Origin of the sequence: Halorhodospira halophila SL1 (assembly GCF_000015585.1) — a bacterium.
In the GTDB taxonomy this organism is placed as follows: domain Bacteria; phylum Pseudomonadota; class Gammaproteobacteria; order Nitrococcales; family Halorhodospiraceae; genus Halorhodospira; species Halorhodospira halophila.
Window position 1 is genome coordinate 617,655 of sequence record NC_008789.1, and the last position, 21,089, is coordinate 638,743.

Genomic DNA, 21,089 nt, shown 5'->3' on the forward strand with positions numbered 1-21,089 from the left:
AATTACAGTGTGACGCCCGGTCCGCGGCTTCATCGACACCTCGATCTCCCCTCAACGTAACGCATCACTTGAAAGAACGCGCCCCATCGAGATAATGCCGGCTCCCTTAGCCACCCTGGAGTCGGTATGAGTGAACAGGAAGAGAACTCGGTGCGGGAGTCCGAGATCCCGCTTCCCAGCGTGACCACAGCCCTCCTGCCCATCGCCTTCACCATGGGCTTGATGGTCTTCCAGATCCTCGCCTTCGACGACTTCGTCCCCCACGTCCCGCTGGCCCTGGGCATCGCCTTCACCGGCCTGCTCGGCTGGTACCACGGCATCCGCTGGTGGCGGATGGAGAACGGGCTCTACCACGTGGTGCACATCGGCCTGCAGTCGGTGGCCATCCTCATCACGGTGGGCATGATCATCGGTACGTGGATCCTCTCCGGCACGGTGCCGCTGCTCATCTACTACGGGCTGCTGCTGATCACCCCGGAGCTGTTCCTGCTCGCTGCCATGATCCTCACCGCCGTGGTCTCCATGGCCGTGGGCACCTCCTGGGGCACGGTAGGCACCGTGGGCCTGGCCCTGGTCGGCGTCGGCGAGGGGTTGGGCATCCCGCTGGCCCTGACCGGCGGCGCCATCGTCTCTGGCGCCTTTTTCGGCGATAAGATGTCGCCGCTGTCGGATACCACCAACCTTGCGCCGGCGGTGACCGGCACCAACCTGTTCAGCCACATCCGCAACATGATGGCCACCTCCGTGCCCGCGCTGATCGTGGCCGGCGCGGCCTACTGGGTCATCGGCTTCGGCTACGCCGGCACGGACCTGGAAACCGGGCGCATCGAGACCATCCTCGAGGGCCTGGAGGCACAGTTCACCCTGCACCCGGTCCTGCTGCTGCCGGCGGTGCTGGTCATGGCGCTGGCGCTGATGCGCTTCCCGGTGCTACCCACCCTCTTCTCCGGTGCCGTGGCCGGTGCGGTGATGGCGGTCCTCGTCCAGGGCACCGACGTCGCCGCCGCGGTGATGGCCATGCAGGACGGCTTCGTCAGCGAAACCGGTGTGGAGTCAGTGGACGATCTGCTCTCCACCGGCGGCATCCAGTCGATGATGTGGACCATCTCGCTGGTGCTGATCGCGCTGGCCTTCGGCGGCATCCTGGAGCAGACGCGCAGCGTCGAGGCGGTCCTGAACGCCATCATCCAGCGAATCCGCGGCCGCTTCTCGCTGTTCGCCGCCAGCACTGGTAGCTCCGCCGGCACTAACCTCATCTCCGGCGACCCGTACCTGTCCATCGCGCTGCCGGGGCGGATGTTCGCGCCGGTCTACCGGGGGCAGGGGCAGTCGACCCTCAACCTGTCGCGTTCGGTGGAGGAAGGCGGGACGATGATCAACCCGCTGATCCCATGGGGCGCAGGCGGCGCCTTTACCGCCGGAGCCCTGGGTATCCCCACCCTGGTCTACGCGCCGTTCGCCATCGTCTGCTGGCTGTCGCCGATCATCGGCCTGTTCTTCGCGGCCACCGGGTGGTTCATGCCCCGGGCCAGCGAGGAGGAGCAGCGCCGCTGGCAAGACAACCATGAGTCGATCATGGTCCAGGGCGGTGTGGTTAACTCCGCCGATCTCGACCCCGAGGAGCTGGAGCGGGCCTTCGACCGCTACCGGCGACGCTAACCTCGCGGCAACGCCGGGGTTGGGGGCGGCCTGGCCGCCCCCAACCCCGGCCTTCTCACTGCACCTCGCCGATTGCACCCGGGGGCCCGCCAAAGGCATTATCCGCCAAACCTGGGTATTGCATCCGGAAATAGCATCGCCCATGAATAACCACGCGGGCGGCCGGCGCCGCCTGCCACCGCAGAGCGAATCCCCATGTTCAGCGCTGTCCGTCTGACCCCGAAGCTCCTCATCCTGTTCGGCATCCCCACCCTGCTGGCCTTCGTGATCGTCGGAGGGGTCGTCACCCAACAGGCGAGTGATCGGTTCAGCACCGAGATCACCGACTCGACCCAGGAACTCAGCGAGGCCGGTGCCGAGGCCATCAGCCAGTGGCTGGACACCCACACGGCCTTCGTATCCGCCCTGGCCCAAAGCGAGGCGCTCAGTTCGGACGAGCCGGACCGGATCAGCGAGTTCCTCGCCCGGCAGGGTGAGCACATGAGCGACGAATACGAGGTGCTGATCTTCGTCGACACCGAAGGAACCGCCACCTACCACCACGGCGGTGAGCAAACCGACCTGTCCGGACGCGACTATTGGCAGAACCTAGTCGAGGAGCAGCAAGAGACGCAGGCCATCTCGGATCCGGTTCATTCGGCCAGCACCGGCAACCCGATCACCGTCATCGCCGAGGCGGTCACCGATGAACGCGGCGAGGTCGTCGGCCTTGTGGCCGTGACCGTCACCCTGGATACCCTGGCCGATGTCGTGGCCACGGCAACGGACCGCACCGGCGCCCTGCCGTGGGCGCTCGGCGCCGACGGCCTGACCGTCGCCCACCCCGACGAGGACGTGCGCATGGAGCAGAACGCGCTGGAATCCGGGGACGAGGACTATCGTGCGATCGCCCAGCGCATGGTCGACGGCGAACGCGGCGTGGGCACCTTCACCGACGCCGACGGCACCGCCTATACCGCATCCTTCGCCCCGGTCTCCGGGCTCTCCGGCTGGTCCCTGGGGATCGCCGTTCCGGAGTCGGAACTGATGGCCGCGGCCCGCGACCTGCGGCAGAACCTGCTGGTGATTTTCGGCGCAGCGGTTCTGGTGCTCGGCGGTATCATCGTACTGGTGGCCCGGCGAATCGCCCGCCCCATCGCCGCCACCAGCCGAGCCCTGGGCGAGATCGCCAGCGGCGATGCCGACCTCACCCAGCGGCTGGAAGTTCAGACCCGGGATGAGGTCGGCGAGCTGGCGAGCAACTTCAACGCCTTCGTCGATCGGATGCAGGAACTGATTGGCTCGGTCTCGGACGCTTCGACCCAGCTCTCGGCCTCTGCCGAGGAGCTCTCCGCCTCGGTGCGCGAGACCAGCGGCCAATTGCGCGAGCAGCAGTCCGAGACCGAGCAGGTGGCCACCTCCATGAATGAGATGGCCGCCACCATCCAGCAGGTCGCCGAGAACGCCTCGGACGCCTCCGAGGCGGCCCGGAGATCCGATCAGGCCGCCCACTCCGGCGCGGATGTCGTGCAGGAGAATGCCAACGAGATCCGCCAGGTGGCCGAGCAGGCCGAGACCGCCGCCGGCGTCGTCCAGCAGCTCAACCAGGACGCCGAGCGGGTCACCAAGGTGCTCGACGTGATCCACGAGATCACCGAGCAGACCAACCTCCTCGCCCTCAACGCCGCCATCGAGGCGGCCCGCGCCGGCGAGAACGGCCGCGGGTTCTCGGTGGTGGCCGAGGAGGTGCGCAAGCTAGCCACCCGCACGCAGTCTTCCACGGAAGAGATCCGCGAGATCCTCGACACCCTGCGCGGACGCATCGAAGACGCCGCGCAGGCGATGGAGAACGGCCGCAGCAGCTCGAACCAGGCGGTGACCATCGCCGCACGGGCATCCGAGTCACTGGGCGCGATCACCGACTCGGTGAGCACCATCACCGACATGAACACCCAGATCGCCAGTGCCGCGGAGGAGCAGTCCGCGGCCTCCGAGGAGATCAACCGCTCACTCAATCAGATCAAGGCGACCATTGACGCCACCGCCAGCGGCGCCTCCCAGGTTGCATCCGCCAGCGAGGAGGTGGCCCGGCTGGCCGCGGACCTGCAGGATCGCGTGGGGCAGTTCCGCGTGCGCTGACCAGGCTGCCCCGGTCAGCGCACGCGGCGCAGGGTCGGCACCGCCGACAGGGCTCGCACCAGCGTGGCCAGCGGTGAGCGGTACTGGAGCGTGCGTCCGGTCCCGGTGATGCCGCGCACCCGGGGCACCAGGGCGTCGGCTACCTGCTCCGGGGGTTCGGCCAGACGGTCGATGATCGGCCGGGCCTGCTCCGGCAGGTCGGCGAGCAGCAGCTCGGTGCGCACCAGCCCCGGGCGCAGCTCGTGGACGCCGATGCCTTGCTCGCCACTCGCCTGCAGCTCCCGGCGCAGCTGTCGGGAGAGCTCCGCCACCCCCAGCTTGCTGACCCGATGGGGGATGGAGGTCCGCGAGAAATGCGCCCCCAGCCCGGAGAAGCCGAAGTTGAACAGGTGGTAGCGCGGCTCCGGTGCCGCCGGCTGCGCCTGCATGCGCCGCAGCGCCGCCGCGCAAAGCTGCATCGAGCCAGTGAGATTGGTGGTGCAGGTCTCGGCGATATCCGCCGCGGACAGCTCAACCAGCGGCCGCTTGTGCCGACCGGCGGTACCGGCGTTGTTGAGCCAGCGGTGGATGCTCCCCAGCCGCTCGACGGCGAAATCGGCCAGCCGCTCCGCGGCCTCGGGATCGGCCACATCGCAGGCCACCGTGTGCAGCCGCTCACCGGCACCGGTGGCCGTGACCAGCTCCGCCCGCGCCACTTCCAGCCGCTCCGCATCCCGGGCGCAGAGGACCACCGCATCACCAGCGGCGAGGAAGCGCTGCGCCATGGCCAGCCCCAGGCCACGGCTGCCGCCGGTGATCACCACCCCGAGGGGCCCCTCGGGGGCCGCGGATGCGGGCAGGCGGGATGCGGAGGAGTCGCTCATGATCGCTGCAAGCTAGCGGCCCGCCCGCCCCGGGTCAACGCCCTGGGGCGGGCGAGCCGGCGATCTAGAAATTGTAGCGGGCCCCGGCGGTGAACGAGCGGCCGAGGATCGGCGCCCGGTCCTTGAAGAAGCTCTCATGCCGCCGGCCTCCCTCGTCGAGGAGGTTGCGGCCGCGGACGAAGACACGCAGGTCTTCGACCTCCTGGGGGTCCCAGCCGATATCGAAGCCCAACAGGTTGTAGCTGCCGGTCTCGGTCTCCGCTGGGCCGGTGTCGGTCTGCCGGAAGACGTGGCGCCAGTCCACCGAGAAGTCCAGGGTCCGCCAGGCGGTGTCCACGCCGATCCCCAGACGCGGCGCCGTCATCCGCGGCAGGCTCCCGCCATCCCGGAACCGCCCGCGCAGGTAGTCGCCGCTGGCCCGGGCGGTTAGCGGCCAGTCCGCCACCGTGAGATCGCGCTCGGCCTCGAACTCCAGGCCGTAGAGGTGGACGTCGTCGGCGGTGTTGTAGACCAGCTGATCGCCTTCGGCATCGTAAGTTGCGTCCCTGTCAACGCGCAGCGGCTCGCCGTTGTCGTCGAAGCTCCGGAAGTAGATGTAGTCGTCCACCCGGTTGTAGAAGAGCGCGGCGTCGTAGCGGACCTCGCCCTGGTGGCGCTCCAAGGCGATATCCAGGTTGAGATACTGCTCCTCGTCGAGGTCCGGGTTGCCCACCTCCCAGGTACCGGCGGCGCCGTGGCGGCCGAAGGCGTAGAGCTGCTCGGCGGAGGGGGCCCGCTCGGCGTAGGTGACGGAACTGCGCAGGCGGTGCCGATCGTCCAGGTCGAAGCGGGCGCCGGCGGAGGCGCTGCCGGTGGTGAAGGTGCGGCTGCCCAACTCCTCTTCGAAGGTCCGAGTGGGAACATCAGTCAGGCCATCTCCAACCGAGTCAATCACCGGGTCATAAACATCCGCCGGCCGTGACCGCTCGTGGTTCAGCCGGGCGCCGAACTCCACGGCGCCGAAGCCGGTGGGCAGCTCCTCGACCAGGAAGACCCCGGTGGAGGTGGTCTCGTTGGGCCGGATGAGGTCGTCACTGTCCTCGCGGGGATCGGCGCCGACGTAGTCCACGTCGTGGAAGTCGATGCCGAGGGTCCCGCGCAGCCCGCCGAGGGCGTCCAGGGGATCGTGGGTCAGCTCCAGCCGGGCGTCCAGCTCGTCCTGCTCGAAGGCGGCCTCGGTCTCCCGCTCGTCCAGCCGCCCGGTGTCCGTATCGTAGTCGTACTCGACCTCGTCCTGGACGAACTCGGTGTAGGAGAGGTTGAACCGGGCCGCCGAGAAGCCGTTGAACGGATCGTAGAACTCGCTGCGCAGGTCGAAGCGGTCGTGCTCGGCGTAGATCCGCTCGTACTCGTCGGAGAGATTGATATCGTCCGTATGCACCGGGAAGAAGGGCTCGGGGACGCCGTACTCGATCTCCCAGCGGTCGTAGCCGATGCCGATGTAGCCCCACTCCTCGGACCACATGCCGGTCAGCGACCAGCTGTCGTCCTCCACGTCGCTGTTGACCAGCGTGTCGCGGATCAAGTGATCGCCCTCGCGGCCGTCCTCGAGCTGGAAGCCGGAGATGTCGGCGTCGTCGCTGCGGCGCAGGCTGTAGTCGGTGCGCAGGGCGAAGCCCTCGGTCAGGGGGACTTCCACCCCGGCATAGCCCTGGCGCTGGTTGGCGTTGTCCGTGTAGGCACCGTAGAGGCTGCCGGAGACCTGCTCCTCAATGAACGGGTCGAACCGGTTGGTGACGATATTCACCGCGCCGCCGGCGGCACCGGAGCCGTACATCAGGGTCGCCGGGCCGCGGATCAGCTCCACCGACTGCGCCCGCCGGGTGTCGCCGCCGACGGCGTGATCGACGCCCTCGTCCGAGACATCGCTGATCCGCATGCCGTCCTGCAGCTCCTCCACCCGGGAGCCCTGCAGGCCGCGGATGGTCGGCCGCCCCACGCCGGGACCGAAGTCGGCATTGCTGATCCCCGGCAGGCCGTCGAGGACCTCACCGATGGTCCCCCCGTCGCGACGGCGCTCCAGCGCCTCGCCCTCCACCACCGAGATCGGCCGGACCAGCTCGCCTTCGGTGCGGCTGCCGAGCGGATCCCCGGTGACCGTCACCTGCGGCAGGACCTCGACCCCCGAGTCGCCCAGGACCGTGGCCGGCGCCGCCAGTCCGGCGATTCCGGCCACCGGCAACACGCCACGCCAGGGGGTCGCAATGCGCCGAACCCGGTGCTTCATCGTGCCTCCTTCATGCATTTGCGAACGCTTCTCGTTCATTTTAAAGGTGAACACCGCCCAGCCCCAGCTGCCGCGGCGTTATGCCTCACCTCCTTGGAAGCGCTCATCGGAACGTCCATCAGCGAAGCGCGCGCGGGCCTCATCCAGCCAACCGCGCCGGACCGGCTCCTCCGGCCCCAGCTCCGGCGTGCACGGCTTGATGTCGAGCAGCGGCGTGCCGTCGAGCATATCCGGCCCGCGGATATCGAGGATGTTGCCGCGCACCCCTTCCAGGCGCACCGTGGACAGGCCGATGGGATTCGGCCGCCGCGGCGCCCGGGTGGCGAAGACGCCGTGGGGCCGGTCGTCGAGAAAGGGCACCACCTCCAGCTCGTAACCCTCACTGCGGTCGAAGAGGAAGATCAGGGTGATGTGGGAGAACCCGTCCAGATCCTTGAGCCCGGCGGCGTAGGCGGGATCGACCTCGACCTCGCCGGTATGGTCTGCAGCACCGCTGGGCTGAACGGGCATGCCGCGGCGCTCGGTGTGCGGGGTGCGAATCACCCCGATGGGTTGCATCTCGATCATGGTCTGCTCCTTCTCTAGCAGGGTGATGAAAAAGTCTTCTCATCACCCTGGTAGAAGCGGAACCGGCAGGTTCCGCTTGCTCTAAAAAGACCTAACTCATTGCTTTTCCAGGCTTTCCTGGAAACGCCTCATCCTGGCCCACCGCGTCAGCGGTGAAAGCAGGCTGCTGAAAAGGGTTTTCAGCAGCGCGACCGCGGACGCCACACCACGGAGCTGCTAGTTTGGGGGACCGGCCCGAGCCAGGGAGTGCGCTACACCGTGACGGATGATGCCGCAACACCCGGTGCTGAGCACCTCCCGGCCAAGCAGCGGGTTACCGTGATCGGCGCCGTGGTCAACCTGCTGCTCGGCATCGGCAAGGTCGGCGCCGGCATCGTCGGCCAGTCCCAGGCGCTGATCGCCGATGGCGCCCACTCGCTCAGCGACCTGATCTCCGACGGCGTGGTGTTGGGTGCCACCACCTACGGCAGCCGCGGCGCCGATCAGGAACACCCCTACGGCCACGCCCGCATCGAGACCGTCGCCACGGCGTTCATCGGCGCCGCCCTGATGGTGATCGCCGGCGGATTCATCTACGACGCCGTCCACCGCCTGTTCTTCGCCCCGGAGACCCTGCTGGTGCCGGGCTGGCTGGCGCTGTCCGCCGCCCTCGCCTCGATCCTCGCCAAGGAGGCCCTCTACCAGTACACCCGCGTGGTGGCCCGGCGGGCGCGCTCGAATATCATCCACGCCAACGCCTGGCACCACCGCTCCGACGCCCTCTCCTCGGTGGTCGTGGTGGTGGGCATCCTCGGTGTACTGGCGGGCGTGCCGTGGCTCGACGCCGTCGGCGCCATCGTCGTCGCCTCGATGCTCGGCTATATGGGGCTGCGCTTCGTCTGGCAGTCCCTGCGCGAGCTGGTGGACACCGGCCTGACCGCCGAGCAGGTGCGCGAGCTGGAGGCCCAGATCCACGCCCTGGACGGTGTCCGCGGCGTGCACGGACTGCGCAGCCGATACATGGCCGAATCCACCCTGATCGATGTCCATGTGGTGGTCGACCCGCGGATCAGCGTCTCCGAGGGCCACCGCGTGGCCGAGGCGGTGCGCGAGCACCTGGTTGCCGCCAACCCGGAGGTGGCCGAGGTGCTGGTCCACGTCGAACACGAGGACCCGGCATGGCATGAGCAGACCCGCCAGCTGCCGAGGCGCCGTGAGGTGGAGCGCACCCTGCGTCGACACTGGTCGGACCAACCCCTGGCCGACCGCATCCACCGCCTCGATCTGCACTACCTGCAAGGGCGGCTGGAGGTGGAGCTCCACCTGGCCTGGCAGGCCGAGGGCGACCCCGCCCGCCAGCACGCCGAGGCCGCCGCCCTGGCCGAAACAGCGGAAGCCATTGATTACGTGAGCGATTGCCGGATCTTCTGGATCGGCCACCACTAACCGGCCACCACCGTCCATGCCCCCGGGCCAACGCCCGGGGGCATGGACGCGCGGTTTAGCGGGTGCCTTGTTCGACCTTGTCGAACTCCCGCTCGATCTCCGCACTCGGACGACCACCAACGCGGCTGAAGATCAGGATCGCCAGGGTACCCAGGATGAAGCCGGGCAGGATCTCGTACATATCGAAGAGCCCGCCCTCAAGCAGATCCCAGACCACCACCGTCACCGCGCCGACGATGATCCCCGCCAGGGCCCCGTTGCGCGTAGCACCGCGCCAGAAGACCGAGAGGATGATCACCGGCCCGAAGGCAGCGCCGAAGCCGGCCCAGGCGTAAGCGACCAGGTCGAGGACCGCGGCATCCGGATTGAGCGCCAGCAGGGTGGCGAAGATCCCGATGCCGAGCACCGTACCGCGACCGACCCAGACCAGCTCCCGGTCACCGGCCCGCGGACGCAGGAAGCGCTTGTAGAAGTCCTCGGACAGGGCCGAGGAGGAGACCAGCAGCTGGGAGTCGATGGTGCTCATGATCGCCGCCAGCACCGCCGCCAGCAGACAGCCGGCCACCCACGGATTGAACAGCGCCTGGATCAGGGCCATGAAGACCGTCTCGGGGTTGTCCAGGGTGCCAGTGCCCTCGAAGAAGGCGATGCCGGCAAAGCCCGTAAAGATGGCGCCGAACAGGGCGAAGACCATCCAGCTCATGCCGATGAACCGGGCCGCGGGGATATCCCGAGGACTGCGGATGGCCATGAAACGGGTCAGCACGTGGGGCTGCCCGAAGTAGCCCAGGCCCCAGGCCATCAGCGAGATGATGCTGAACAGGGTCACGTCGTGGAAGGCGTCCAGCGCGCCCGGCTCCAGCTCCCCGACGGCGCCGGCGGTCTCCGACCAGCCGCCGAGGTTCATCACGGTGATCACCGGCACCAGGATCAGGGCGACGAACATCAGGATGCCCTGGATGAAGTCGGTCCAGCTAACCGCCAGGAAACCGCCCAGCAGCGTGTACACCAGGATCACCGAGGCGCCGATCGCCAGCGCCAGGGTGTACTCCACCCCGAAGGTGTCCTCGAACAGCGTCCCCGCCGCCACCAGACCGGCCGAGGTGTAGAAGGTAAAGAACAGCAGGATCACCAGGGCCGAGACCACGCGCAGCGCCGAGGTCTGGTCCCGGAAGCGATTCTCGAAGTAGGCCGGGATGGTAATCGAGTCCCGCGCCACCTCGGTGTAGCGACGCAGACGCTCGGCAATGAACTGCCAGTTGAGGTAGGCGCCGATGGTCAGGCCCACCGCAATCCAGATCTGGTTCATCCCGGAGGCGTAGACCGCACCGGGCAGACCAAGCAGGAGCCAGCCGCTCATGTCCGAGGCGCCGGCCGAGAGGGCCGCCGTCCCCGAACCCAGGCGACGCCCGCCGAGGATGTAGTCGGCGAGGCTCTTGGTGAAGCGGTAGGCGAACAGCCCCACCAGGATCATCAGGATCAGGTAGACGACAAAGGTCGCCAGTAGCGGGATGTTGAGATCGAGTTCGCCGTTCATCGGTCTTCCTCCCGCATCTTGTGGCGCACCAGGCTCACCAGGGCGAGCGCCACCACCAGCAGCATGGGCACCAACAGCCAGAACCAGGTGGCCGCAGTCAGGTTCTCTTCCATAGCCCGCTCCCTTCGCTTGCAAAGCCCCGCGGCCCATCCGCTGCAGGGCACGATCATCGCCCGTTGAGTGCAGTTTTTGTGCCGCGACCCGCACCCGCGGGATCGACCGTCATCGGCGCAGTGAATGCACCACGGGTGAGCGGGAATGAAATACCAGGCACCGCTTTCGTGCAAGGCTCTGCGCCCGGATACCCCCCTGGCCGATCCGGCTGGCAGGAACCACACTCCCCCCACGACCACCCCGACCGCAGCCCACCGCCCGCGATCCGGACAGTGGCACGCCCCCTGCAGGGAGAAGCGCCATCCGCTGCCCGATCCGACCCTTCAGAGGAGGTGCCATGAGCGCGTTCGTCCACCCGGAGCCCGAGCAGCTGCTGCCCGCCGAGCGCCGCGCCCTGGCCGCGGCCTACCGCATCGATGAACCCACCCGCAGCCGCGCCCTGCTTGAGGAGGCCGACTGCGATCCGGCGACCCGCTCCCGTATCCAGGAGCGCGCCCGGGGCCTGGTCCACGGCATGATCCGCGCCCAGCGCCGCCAGTCCTCGCTGACCGCCCTGCTCCACGAGTACGACCTCTCCAGCGAGGAAGGAGTGGCGCTGATGTGCCTGGCGGAGGCATTGCTGCGTATCCCCGACGCGCCGACTGCCGATCAGCTGATCCACGACAAGCTCGGCACCGGGGGCTGGTCGTCGCACCTGGGGCGCGACCGGCGGTTGCTGGTCAACGCCGCCACCCTCGGCCTGGCCCTGACCGGCCGGATCCTGGACACCCGCGACGCCGAGCGCTGGTTTGGAGATCGCCTCCACACCGCCATCGCCCGTCGCGGGGCCCCGCTGATCCGCCGGGCGGTGCGGCGCTCGATGGGACTGCTTGGTGAGACCTTCGTCCTCGGCCGCGACATCCCCGAGGCGCAGCGGCGCGCCCGCAAACTCGAAGCCAAGGGGTACCGCTACTCCTACGACATGCTCGGCGAGGCGGCGCGCACCGAGGCCGACGCCGAGCACTTCTTCCAGGCCTACTGCCGCGGCATCGAGCACTTCGGGCGCAGTGCCGACCCGGATGCGCCCATGGACGCCCGGGCCGAGGTCTCGGTGAAGCTCTCGGCCCTCGACCCGCGCTTCGAGCCCGGTCAGGAGGAACGCGTCCAGGCCACGGTCATCCCCCGCTTGCAGGCGCTGTGCCGGCGCGCCCGGGAGGCCGGCATCGCCCTATGCGTGGACGCCGAGGAGGCCGCCCGGATCGACCTGACACTGGATGTGCTTGAGGCGGTGATGGCCGACCCGGAACTCGCCGACTGGGACGGGCTGGGAATTGCGGTGCAGGCGTACCAGAAGCGCGCCCCGGAGTGGATCGACTGGCTGGCCGAGCGGGCCGGGCACTACCGGCGCCGCCTGCGCATCCGGCTGGTCAAGGGCGCCTACTGGGATACCGAGATCAAGGACTCACAGATCCAGGGCCTGGACGACTACCCGGTCTTCACCCGCAAGGCGGCCAGCGATGTCTGCTTCCTGGCCTGCGCCCGGCGCATGCTCCGCCACCCGCAGCAGATCTATCCGCAGTTCGCCACCCACAACGCCCACACCGTCGCCGCGGTGATGGAACTGGCCGACGAGCAGCCCTTCGAGTTTCAGCGCCTGCACGGCATGGCTGATGACCTCTACGATCAACTGGTCGACGCCCGCCCCGGCCGCGGGGTGCCGGTGCGCATCTACGCCCCGGTGGGCCAGCACGAGGCGCTGCTGCCCTATCTCGTCCGCCGGCTGCTGGAGAACGGCGCCAACTCCTCCTTCGTCAATCGGATCCACGAAGGCGACGTGGAAGAGCTGATCGCCGACCCGGTGGAGCACCTGCGCTCGCGGACGACCCTGCGCCACCCGCACCTGCCGCTGCCGTCCGGGATTTTCGGCCCGGAGCGGGTCAACAGCCGCGGTATCGACTTCTCCAACCGGCAAGAGACCGCCGCCCTGGCTGCTGCCATGACCACCGCCGCCGAGCCTGCCCGCGAGGCGCGGCCGATCATCAACGGCCAGGGCGCCACCGAGGCCGACGGCACCTGGGCCGAGGTCTGCAGCCCCACGGATACCGCCCAGCACGTCGGCCGGGTGCTGTGGGCCGGCCACGAGCACCTGGAGCAGGCCCTAGCCAGTGCCGCAGCGGCCTGGCCGCGCTGGGCCGCGACGCCGGTGGACGAGCGCGCCCGAGCCCTGGAGCGCCTCGCCGACCTCTACGAGGCGCACACCGCCGAGCTGATGACCCTGTGCACCCTGGAAGGCGGCAAGACCCTTAAGGACGGCATCGCCGAGGTGCGCGAGGCGGTGGACTTCTGCCGCTACTACGCCGTCCAGGCGCGGCGGCTGATGGGCGAACCGACCCCGTTACCCGGCCCCACCGGCGAGACCAACGCCCTGCAGCTGCACGGCCGCGGCACCTACCTGTGCATCAGCCCCTGGAACCTGCCGCTGGCGATCTTCACCGGGCAGATCACCGCCGCCCTGGCCGCCGGCAATGCGGTGATCGCCAAGCCGGCGGAGCAGACGCCGCTGATCGCCCACCGAGCCGTGGAGCTCATGCATCAGGCGGGCATCCCCGGTGACGTGCTCCACCTTCTGCCCGGCGAGGGCCGGCGCATCGGGCCGCCGCTGGTGGCCGATCGGCGGATCGACGGGGTCGCCTTCACCGGCTCGGTGGCCACGGCGCAGCAGATCCACCGCACCCTGGCCGAGCGCGATGGCCCCATCGTTCCGCTGATCGCCGAGACCGGCGGCCTCAACGCCCTGATCGTCGACTCCAGCGCCCTGCCCGAGCAGGCGGTGGTGGATGTACTGCGCTCGGCGTTCTTCAGCGCCGGCCAGCGCTGCTCGGCGCTGCGCCTGCTGTGCATCCAGGAGGACATCGCTGAGCCGTTCCTGGCGATGCTGCGCGGGGCCATGGACGCCCTGCGGGTTGGTGATCCGCGCTGGCTGGCCACCGACGTCGGCCCGGTGATCGACAGCGACGCCCGGGCGCGGCTGGAGGCCCATCACGAGGCGATGGCCGCCGCCGGCCGCGTGGTCCATCGGACACCGCTCGGCCAGGCCGGAGAGCGCGGGCACTTTGTGCCGCCGTCGCTCTACCGGCTGGATGCCATCGAGGATCTGCAGGAGGAGTTCTTCGGGCCGATGCTCCACTACACCACCTGGCGGGCGGGGGAGCTCGACTCGGTGGTGGAGCGGATCAACGCCGCCGGCTACGGTCTCACCTTCGGCGTCCACAGCCGCATCGACAGCCACCGGGAGATGGCCACGCGCTCGATCCGCGCCGGAAACGCCTACGTCAACCGGGACATCGTCGGCGCGGTGGTGGGCTCCCAGCCCTTCGGCGGCGAGGGGCTGTCGGGTACCGGGTTCAAGGCCGGCGGACCGAACTATCTGCTGCGCTTCGTCAACGAACGGGTGGTCACCGAGAACACGGCGGCGGCCGGCGGCAACGCCTCCCTCTTCGCCTTGGGGGAGGACGACGAGGCGTAAGCGTTGAGGGAGCCGGTGGGCAGGCGGTCGACCGTGCTTGCGCGATGCGGCTGACGAAGCCCGGGGGCAGTTCCGTGAAACCGTGGGCGGTGGGGGCGTGACAACGGCGCTGACGAGCGCACCCCTTCGGGGTCCCCTGCGCTGCTCGGTGCGCTCAATGCGCCGTTGTCACGCCCCCACCGCCCACGGCCGGAGCACCCACCGGCTCTGGAGCGTTCCGGCACGCAAGCACGGTCGACCGCCTGCCCACCGGCTCCCTCGCCACTGTCTAAGCCTCGTCGTCCAGCCCCTCGAACAGGGGTGTGGATAGATAGCGCTCGGCGCCAGAGGCGAGGATGACCACCAGACGCTGTCCGGCCAGCTCCGGCCGGGCGGCCACCTGGACCGCCGCCGACAGCGCCGCCCCACTGGAGATTCCGCACGGGATCCCTTCCAGCCTCGCCACCCGACGGCTCATGGCCAGCGCCTCGTCGTCCGTCACCTGCAGGGTCTCATCGACCAGGGTGGCATCCAGGGTATCCGGCAGAAAGCCGGCACCGATGCCCTGCAGACCGTGGGGCCCCGGCGCCCCACCGGAGAGCACCGGCGACCCGGCCGGCTCCACGGCGTAGGCGCGGAAACCGGGCCGGCGCTCCTTGAGCACCCCGGCGATCCCGGTCAGGGTCCCGCCGGTCCCCACCCCGGCGATCAGACCGTCCACCGACCCGCCGGTATCGCGCCAGATCTCCTCCGCGGTACGCAGGCGGTGTGCGCGGGGATTGGCCGGATTGCTGAATTGCGCCGGCGTGAAGCTATCCGGGATCTCCTCGAGCAGAGCCTCGGCCCGGTCGATGGCGCCGCGCATGCCCGCCGCCGGGTCGGTCAGTTCCACCCGGGCACCGTAGAAGGCAAACAGCTTGCGACGCTCGGCGGACATGTTCGCCGGCATGGTGAGGATCAACCGGTACCCACGGGCCGCGGCGATGAAGGCCAGGCCAATGCCGGTGTTCCCCGAGGTAGGCTCGATGAGCGTCGAGCGCCCCGGCGTGATGCGTCCCTCCGCTTCCGCGGCCTCGATCATCGCCAGGGCGATGCGATCCTTCACCGAACTCAGCGGATTGAACATCTCCAGCTTGGCCAGCAGCTCTGCGGCCAAACCGGCTTCGGCACCCAGGCGCGACAGCCGCACCAGCGGGGTCTCGCCGATGGTGGCCACGAAGTCGTCGTAGATCCGCCCGCCTTCGGGCGCGGGCGCCTCCATATCGGTCATTCCACCTCCGGGCATCGGGTTCGCAGGGCCATTTCCGATGTGCAGCATAACCTACGGGGACGCTGCGCTGCGTCATTTGCAAAAGGTTGCATAGCCCCTATTCTGGGGAAAAAGTGGCGGGCAGCGGCATCTGCCACGCGCTAACAAAACGGACAAGGAACGGCATCAAAGGGGGAGACCTTATGAGCCAGAAGACGGCACTGGTAACCGGCGGCCTCGGTGGGCTCGGCGCGGCGGTGTGCGAGCGCCTGGGCCGCAGTGGCCACACCGTCGTGACCACCTACACCGCGGACAACGGCCGGGTTGCGCAGTGGCGGGAGCGGCTGCAGGAGCGCGGCGTGACGGCTCCGATCCACGCGGTCCAGTGCGACGTCGCCGACTGGGATTCCTGCGCGGCCATGGCCGAGGCGGTCCACGAGCAGGCCGGCCCCGTGGACATCCTGGTCAACAACGCCGGGATCACCAAGGACGGCAGCTTCAAGAAGATGACCCGGGAGAACTGGGACGCCGTGATGCGGACCAACCTGGACAGCGTCTTCAATGTCACCAAGCAGTTCGCCGACGACATGGCCGGACGCGGCTGGGGCCGGATCGTCAACGTGGCCTCGGTCAATGGCCGTAAGGGGCAGTTCGGGCAGTGCAACTACGCCGCCACCAAGGCGGGCATGCACGGCTTCACCATGTCCCTGGCGCGCGAGCTGGCGCACAAGGGCGTCACGGTCAACACCGTCTCGCCGGGTTACCTCGCCACCGACATGGTCATGGCCATGAAAGAGGAGGTGCGTCAGCAGATCGTCGACACCATCCCGGTACGGCGGCTCGGCGAGCCCGACGAGGTGGCCTCGCTGATCGAGTACCTCGCCTCGGAAAACGCCGGCTTCATCACCGGCGCCAACCTGGATATCAACGGCGGGCTGCACATGGAGTAACCGCCGATGGCGGGGGACAGGCCGCCCTGCCCCCCGCTCTGGCGCCCCTAGTCGGCGCCGTCCACCCGGATCTGCTCCCGGTTCTCCTCGAGCGTGGCCGGGCCGACCCCGCTGACCCGGGAGAGGTCCTCGGCATCCTGGAAGGGGCCGTTGGCCTCCCGCTCCTCGATAATGGCCTCCGCCCGGGCCTCGCCGACGCCGTTGAGGACCGAAGCGAGTTCATCCGCCGAGGCGGCATTGATATCCACGCCTCCGGCAGCCTGTACGGCCCCGGCAAGGAGCAGGGTGGTCGCGGTGCATACGGTGGAGATGAGCGCACGGCCGGCGCCACTGAATCGCTCAGGCATATCGAATCCTCCCTGATCATGGTTGCCTGTGGTCGCCACTCCCTGGCGACGCGCACCGTCGTGTCGACGGTGCATGAGTCACTTTAGCAGTCTGTCCCGACGACGCCAATCGGGTGGAGCCCCAGGCCCGCCCTCATCCGGCGGCGGCGATCTCCGCGGCGATGGCCGCCGCGGCGGCGGCGGGATCCTCCGCCGCGGTGATCGGTCGCCCCACGACCAAGTGATCGCAGCCCGCCGCTACCGCGGCAGCCGGTGTTGCGATGCGCTGCTGGTCCCCCAAAGCCGCACCGGCCGGACGCACCCCCGGGGTCACCCGCAGCAGCCCGGCGCCGAACCGCTCACCAATCGCCGCCGCCTCCTCCGGGGAGCAGACCACGCCGTCGAGCCCGCTCGCCTGGGCTAGGCCGGCCAGGCGCAGGACCGCCTCGCGGGGCGGTCCGGCCAGGCCGATCTCCTCGAGGGTCGCCGCGTCGTGGCTGGTCAGGACGGTCACTGCGGTGATCAGGGTCCGACCCTCGGCGGCCGCCACCGCCTCGGCGGCGGCCTCGAGCATCCGTCGGCCGCCCAGGGCGTGGACGTTGACCATCCACACGCCGAGATCCGCGGCCGCACGGCAGGCGCCGGCCACGGTGTTGGGAATGTCGTGGTACTTGAGGTCGAGGAAGACCTCGAAGCCCCGGGCGTGAAGTCGCTCCACCAACTGCGGCCCAGCGCGGGTGAACAGCTCCTTGCCCACCTTTAAGCGGCACAGGCGTGGATCGAGCTGTGCCGCCAGGGCCTCGGCCGGGGCTGCGGCCGGGAAGTCCAGCGCCACGACCAACCGCGGCGGGCCAGGTACGCTCATCGGTCCTCCGTCTCGGTCTGCGGCCGGATGCTCGCCCAGCCCTGGCAACCCGGGCACTGCCAGAACAACGTCCGCGCCGAGAATCCGCAGCGCCGGCAACGGTAGAGGGCACGCCCGGCCTCGAGCTTCTCGAACAGATCCAGCAGGATCTGCATCTCCCGCGGGCCGATGGGCTCACCCACCGAGTGGGTCAGGGCCACCAGCCGGCGGATACCGTCCAGTGACGGCTGGCGCCGCAGCATCAGCGTCAGCTCGCGGATCGCCGCCTGGGTACCGCGGCGCTCGCGAATGACCTCCGCCAGCCGGACCATCAGCCGGCCGTCGGGCATGCGGGTGACGGTATCCCGCAGGAAGGTCTCCATCTGCCCAGAGCGACCCAGCCCACGGTAGGCGGCGGCCAGGCCATCAAGGACCTCCGGCAGCAGCGCCGGGTCCTGCTGCCCGACGGCCTCGTAGGCCTTGACGGCAGCCTTGTAACGTCCCAGTTCGCGCTCCAGGTCGCCGAGCAGCATGTTGGCCCGGGCACAGTCGGGATCGGCGCTCAGCGCACGACGCAGTGCCTTGCGCGCGTGTTCAGTGTAGCCCCGCGCCAGGGCATGGGCGGCCTGCTCGCAGCGCAGCTGGCCGATCCGCACACGGTAGTCGCCCTCGCCCACCTGCTCGAGCCGCTCGGCGGTCTCGATGGCACGATCCCATTCGCGTTCATGCTCGTAGATGGTCAGCAGCCGGCGCAGGGCCTGCTCTACGTGGGCGTCCTGCTCCACCACCTCCTGGAAGAGCTTCTCGGCCCGGTCGAAGACCCCCGCCTTCATGTAGTCCTCGCCCAGCGCCAGCAGGGCGTAGGTGCGCTGCCGCCGGGTCAGCGACGGGCGGGCGATGAGGTTCTGGTGGATGCGGATGGCCCGGTCGACCTCGCCCCGCCGGCGGAAGACACTGCCCAGGGCCAGGTGGGTCTCAGCGGTATCGCTGTCGACCTCGACCATGCGGGTAAACACCTCCAGCGCCTTGTCCCGCTCCTCGTTGAGCAGGTAGTTCAGGCCCTGGAAGTAGGCGTCGGAAATCTGAGGAGAGAATGCGTCGTGGTGCTCGTCACTCCCGCCGCGCCGGCCGATCCACCATCCGGAAAGGGCGGCTACTGGCAGCAGTAGCCACAACAGTTCATGCATGGGTGTCAGTCACTGTCTCCCAGCGGCACGCGGCGCATGGCCTGCAGCTGCCGCTCGGCGTAGCCGAGCTGCCGCCGGAGCCGGGAGATTTCGCGACGACGGCGCCAGACAGCGCCGATGCTGGTCAGGGCACCGAGGGCGGCACCCACGATGAGCGTGATCACCAGGGCCACGGACAGCGCCACCTGGAACTCCGCAAAGAAGATGTCCACGGCGACCGGATCCGCATTCAGCACGGAGAAGGCAAGCCCAATGAGAATAATCAGAAGGATACCGATGATGGCGAATATGCGTCGCATGGGCCGGCTCTCACCCTCTATGGCTGGAAACGATTCACTGCGAGCGCAGCGGCGCCTGGTGGCGGCTGCTGTTCACGCGCTCCCGCAGCTCTTTACCCGGCTTGAAGTGTGGCACGTACTTCGCTGGCAGCGCCACGGGTTCCCCGGTCTTGGGGTTGCGGCCCATCCGCGCTGGGCGATGGTGCAGGGAGAAGCTCCCGAAGCCACGGATCTCGATCCGCTTGCCGTTGGCCAGGGTCTCGCTCATGTGCTCGAGCATCTTTTTGACAGCGTCCTCGACGTCCTTATGCGCCAGATGCGGCTGCTTGGACGCGATGGCCTCGATGAGCTCGGACTTCGTCATGGATCGGGGATCTCTGCTTGCTGGCTCGGATCGGCAGGACCGGGGGGCCCGAGGCCCCCCGGTGTCACCGGACTCAGTTGTCCTGATTGCCCTTCATCTGCTCCTTGAGCAGATCGCCGAGCTGCGTGGTGCCGGCACTTGGCCCCGGACGGGCGTGCTCCTGCACGGCCACCTGCTCCTCCTCGGCCTCCTGGGCACGCAGGGAGAGGTTGACGGTCCGGTTGCGACGATCGACGCCGACGAACTTGGCCTCCAGATCCTGGCCCTCCTCGAGGACCGAACGGGCGTCCTCGACGCGCTCCTTGGCCAGGTCGGAGGCGCGGATGTAGCCCTCGACCCCGCCGCCGACGTCCAGCGTGGCGCCCTTGGCCTCGACGGAGAGGACCTTGGCGTTGACGGTGGCGCCCTTCTGGTGATCAGCCAGCCACTGGCTCAGCGGATCCTGCTCGAGCTGCTTGATGCCCAGAGAGATGCGCTCGCGCTCGGGATCGATGGAGAGGACAACGGTCTCGACCTCCTCGCCCTTGCGGTAGTTGCGCACCGCCTCCTCGCCGGCCTCGTCCCAGGACAGGTCGGAGAGGTGGACCAGGCCGTCGATACCGCCCTCGAGGCCAACGAAGATGCCGAAGTCGGTGATCGACTTGATCTGGCCGACCACCCGGTCCCCCTTGGCGTACTTGGCGGCGAACTCATCCCAGGGGTTCGGCTGGCACTGCTTCATGCCCAGGGAGATGCGGCGGCGCTCCTCGTCGATGTCGAGGATCATCACCTCGACGTCGTCGCCAACGGCCACCAGCTTGGCCGGGTTGACGTTCTTGTTGGTCCAGTCCATCTCGGAGACGTGGACCAGGCCCTCGACACCCTCTTCGATCTCGACGAAGCAGCCGTACTCGGTGATGTTGGTGACCTTGCCCGGGACGCGCGCACCCTCGGGGTAGCGCTGGGCGATGGCCTCCCACGGGTCGGCGCCGAGCTGCTTGAGACCGAGGGAGACGCGGTTGCGCTCGCGGTCGAACTTGAGGACTTTGACCTCGATCTCCTGGCCGACTTCCACCACCTCGGAGGGGTTCTTGACGCGCCGCCAGGCCATGTCGGTGATGTGCAGCAGCCCGTCGATCCCGCCGAGGTCGACGAAGGCGCCGTAGTCGGTCAGGTTCTTGACGATACCCTTGAGGGTCTCGCCCTCCTGCAGCTTCTCGAGCAGCGCCTCGCGCTCGGCGCTGTACTCCTCCTCGACCACCGCGCGGCGGGAGACCACCACGTTGTTGCGACGGGCGTCGAGCTTGATGACCTTGAACTCGAGGTCCTTGCCTTCCAGGTAGGTGGTGTCGCGCACCGGGCGGATGTCCACCAGGGATCCCGGCAGGAAGGCGCGGATGTGGCCCAGATCGACGGTGAAGCCGCCCTTGACCTTGCCGCTGATCTGACCGGACACGGTCTCGCTGTTCTCGTAGGCCTGCTCGAGGGCGCGCCAGGCGTAGGCGCGCTTGGCCCGCTCGCGGGAGAGCCGCGTCTCGCCGAAGCCGTCCTCGACGGTGTCGAGGGCCACCTCGACCTCGTCGCCGACGCTCACCTCTAGGTTGCCGGCCTCGTCATAGAACTGCGAGACAGGGATCACCGCCTCGGACTTGAGACCGGCGTTGACGATCACGTCCTCGTTGTCGATCCCCATGACCTTCGCCGTAACAATGGCGCCAGGCCGCATATCGGTGTTCGCAAGGCTCTCCTCAAAGAGTTCCGCAAAGCTTTCGGTCATCGCTCAGTCGATCCAGGACCGTGTCACGGTCAGTTGTTGATGGTGGATTTCGGCGGCCACGCCGCCGGCTCTTCCTTCATCGAATAGACAACACGCCACCGC

At 68.8% G+C, this 21,089-nt stretch carries 16 protein-coding genes; 5 read left to right on the forward strand and 11 right to left on the reverse strand.

The window, feature by feature from the left end; genetic code table 11:
• The first annotated feature begins 126 nt into the window (after positions 1-126).
• Both nhaC and HHAL_RS12490 read left to right on the forward strand, forming a co-directional pair.
• Positions 127-1,659 (forward strand): Na+/H+ antiporter NhaC, encoded by a 1,533-nt coding sequence (gene nhaC, locus HHAL_RS02790; protein WP_011813357.1) that lies wholly within the window; start codon positions 127-129, stop codon positions 1,657-1,659.
• Between the two features lie 195 nt (positions 1,660-1,854).
• Positions 1,855-3,777 carry a methyl-accepting chemotaxis protein gene (locus HHAL_RS12490; protein WP_011813358.1) on the forward strand — a complete coding sequence of 641 codons (1,923 nt, stop codon included), beginning with the start codon at positions 1,855-1,857 and terminating at the stop codon, positions 3,775-3,777.
• Positions 3,778-3,791: 14 nt separating this feature from the next.
• Here HHAL_RS12490 and HHAL_RS02800 read toward each other — a convergent pair whose 3' ends face one another.
• The 3 genes from HHAL_RS02800 to tsaA all read right to left on the reverse strand — a co-directional run bounded on the left by HHAL_RS02800 (position 3,792) and on the right by tsaA (position 7,473).
• Positions 3,792-4,640 carry an SDR family oxidoreductase gene (locus tag HHAL_RS02800; RefSeq protein WP_011813359.1) on the reverse strand — a complete coding sequence of 283 codons (849 nt, stop codon included), beginning with the start codon at positions 4,638-4,640 and terminating at the stop codon, positions 3,792-3,794.
• A 64-nt stretch (positions 4,641-4,704) separates the two neighbouring features.
• A complete protein-coding gene (locus tag HHAL_RS02805) occupies positions 4,705-6,906 on the reverse strand; it encodes a TonB-dependent receptor (protein WP_011813360.1) in 2,202 nt (733 codons plus the stop codon).
• 78 nt (positions 6,907-6,984) lie between these two features.
• Positions 6,985-7,473 carry a tRNA (N6-threonylcarbamoyladenosine(37)-N6)-methyltransferase TrmO gene (tsaA, locus tag HHAL_RS02810; RefSeq protein WP_011813361.1) on the reverse strand — a complete coding sequence of 163 codons (489 nt, stop codon included), beginning with the start codon at positions 7,471-7,473 and terminating at the stop codon, positions 6,985-6,987.
• A 258-nt stretch (positions 7,474-7,731) separates the two neighbouring features.
• Between tsaA and HHAL_RS02815 the strand changes: the two genes are divergently transcribed.
• Positions 7,732-8,898, forward strand: coding sequence for a cation diffusion facilitator family transporter (locus HHAL_RS02815; protein ID WP_011813362.1), 1,167 nt, complete (start codon positions 7,732-7,734; stop codon positions 8,896-8,898).
• Positions 8,899-8,953: 55 nt separating this feature from the next.
• Here HHAL_RS02815 and putP read toward each other — a convergent pair whose 3' ends face one another.
• Entirely contained in the window at positions 8,954-10,435 is a 1,482-nt protein-coding gene (gene putP, locus HHAL_RS02820) for a sodium/proline symporter PutP (protein WP_011813363.1), read from the reverse strand.
• 451 nt (positions 10,436-10,886) lie between these two features.
• Here putP and putA point away from each other — a divergent pair, with 451 nt between their 5' ends.
• Positions 10,887-14,054, forward strand: coding sequence for a bifunctional proline dehydrogenase/L-glutamate gamma-semialdehyde dehydrogenase PutA (gene putA, locus HHAL_RS02825; RefSeq protein ID WP_011813364.1), 3,168 nt, complete (start codon positions 10,887-10,889; stop codon positions 14,052-14,054).
• A gap of 268 nt (positions 14,055-14,322) precedes the next feature.
• Here putA and cysK read toward each other — a convergent pair whose 3' ends face one another.
• Positions 14,323-15,303, reverse strand: a complete 981-nt coding sequence (cysK, locus tag HHAL_RS02830; RefSeq protein WP_041595022.1) for a cysteine synthase A — start codon at positions 15,301-15,303, stop codon at positions 14,323-14,325.
• Between the two features lie 182 nt (positions 15,304-15,485).
• Between cysK and phbB the strand changes: the two genes are divergently transcribed.
• Entirely contained in the window at positions 15,486-16,232 is a 747-nt protein-coding gene (phbB, locus tag HHAL_RS02835; protein ID WP_011813366.1) for an acetoacetyl-CoA reductase, read from the forward strand.
• A 47-nt stretch (positions 16,233-16,279) separates the two neighbouring features.
• On the opposite strand, the gene HHAL_RS02840 is transcribed toward phbB, so the two are convergent.
• The 6 genes from HHAL_RS02840 to rpsA all read right to left on the reverse strand — a co-directional run bounded on the left by HHAL_RS02840 (position 16,280) and on the right by rpsA (position 20,987).
• On the reverse strand, positions 16,280-16,579 hold the full coding sequence (locus HHAL_RS02840) for a ComEA family DNA-binding protein (protein WP_011813367.1): 300 nt from the start codon (positions 16,577-16,579) through the stop codon (positions 16,280-16,282).
• A 133-nt stretch (positions 16,580-16,712) separates the two neighbouring features.
• Positions 16,713-17,423, reverse strand: coding sequence for an orotidine-5'-phosphate decarboxylase (gene pyrF / locus HHAL_RS02845; protein ID WP_011813368.1), 711 nt, complete (start codon positions 17,421-17,423; stop codon positions 16,713-16,715).
• The gene (lapB, locus tag HHAL_RS02850) at positions 17,420-18,589 is read right to left on the reverse strand and encodes a lipopolysaccharide assembly protein LapB (protein ID WP_011813369.1); all 1,170 of its coding nucleotides are present in this window, start codon (positions 18,587-18,589) and stop codon (positions 17,420-17,422) included. Before lapB ends, pyrF begins: the two co-directional genes overlap by 4 nt.
• A 5-nt stretch (positions 18,590-18,594) precedes the next feature.
• The gene (locus tag HHAL_RS02855; RefSeq protein ID WP_011813370.1) at positions 18,595-18,888 is read right to left on the reverse strand and encodes a LapA family protein; all 294 of its coding nucleotides are present in this window, start codon (positions 18,886-18,888) and stop codon (positions 18,595-18,597) included.
• Positions 18,889-18,922: 34 nt separating this feature from the next.
• Complete coding sequence (locus tag HHAL_RS02860; RefSeq protein WP_011813371.1) at positions 18,923-19,231, reverse strand: integration host factor subunit beta; 309 nt, start codon at positions 19,229-19,231, stop codon at positions 18,923-18,925.
• Between the two features lie 73 nt (positions 19,232-19,304).
• Complete coding sequence (gene rpsA / locus HHAL_RS02865; protein WP_011813372.1) at positions 19,305-20,987, reverse strand: 30S ribosomal protein S1; 1,683 nt, start codon at positions 20,985-20,987, stop codon at positions 19,305-19,307.
• Between the last annotated feature and the right edge of the window lie 102 nt (positions 20,988-21,089).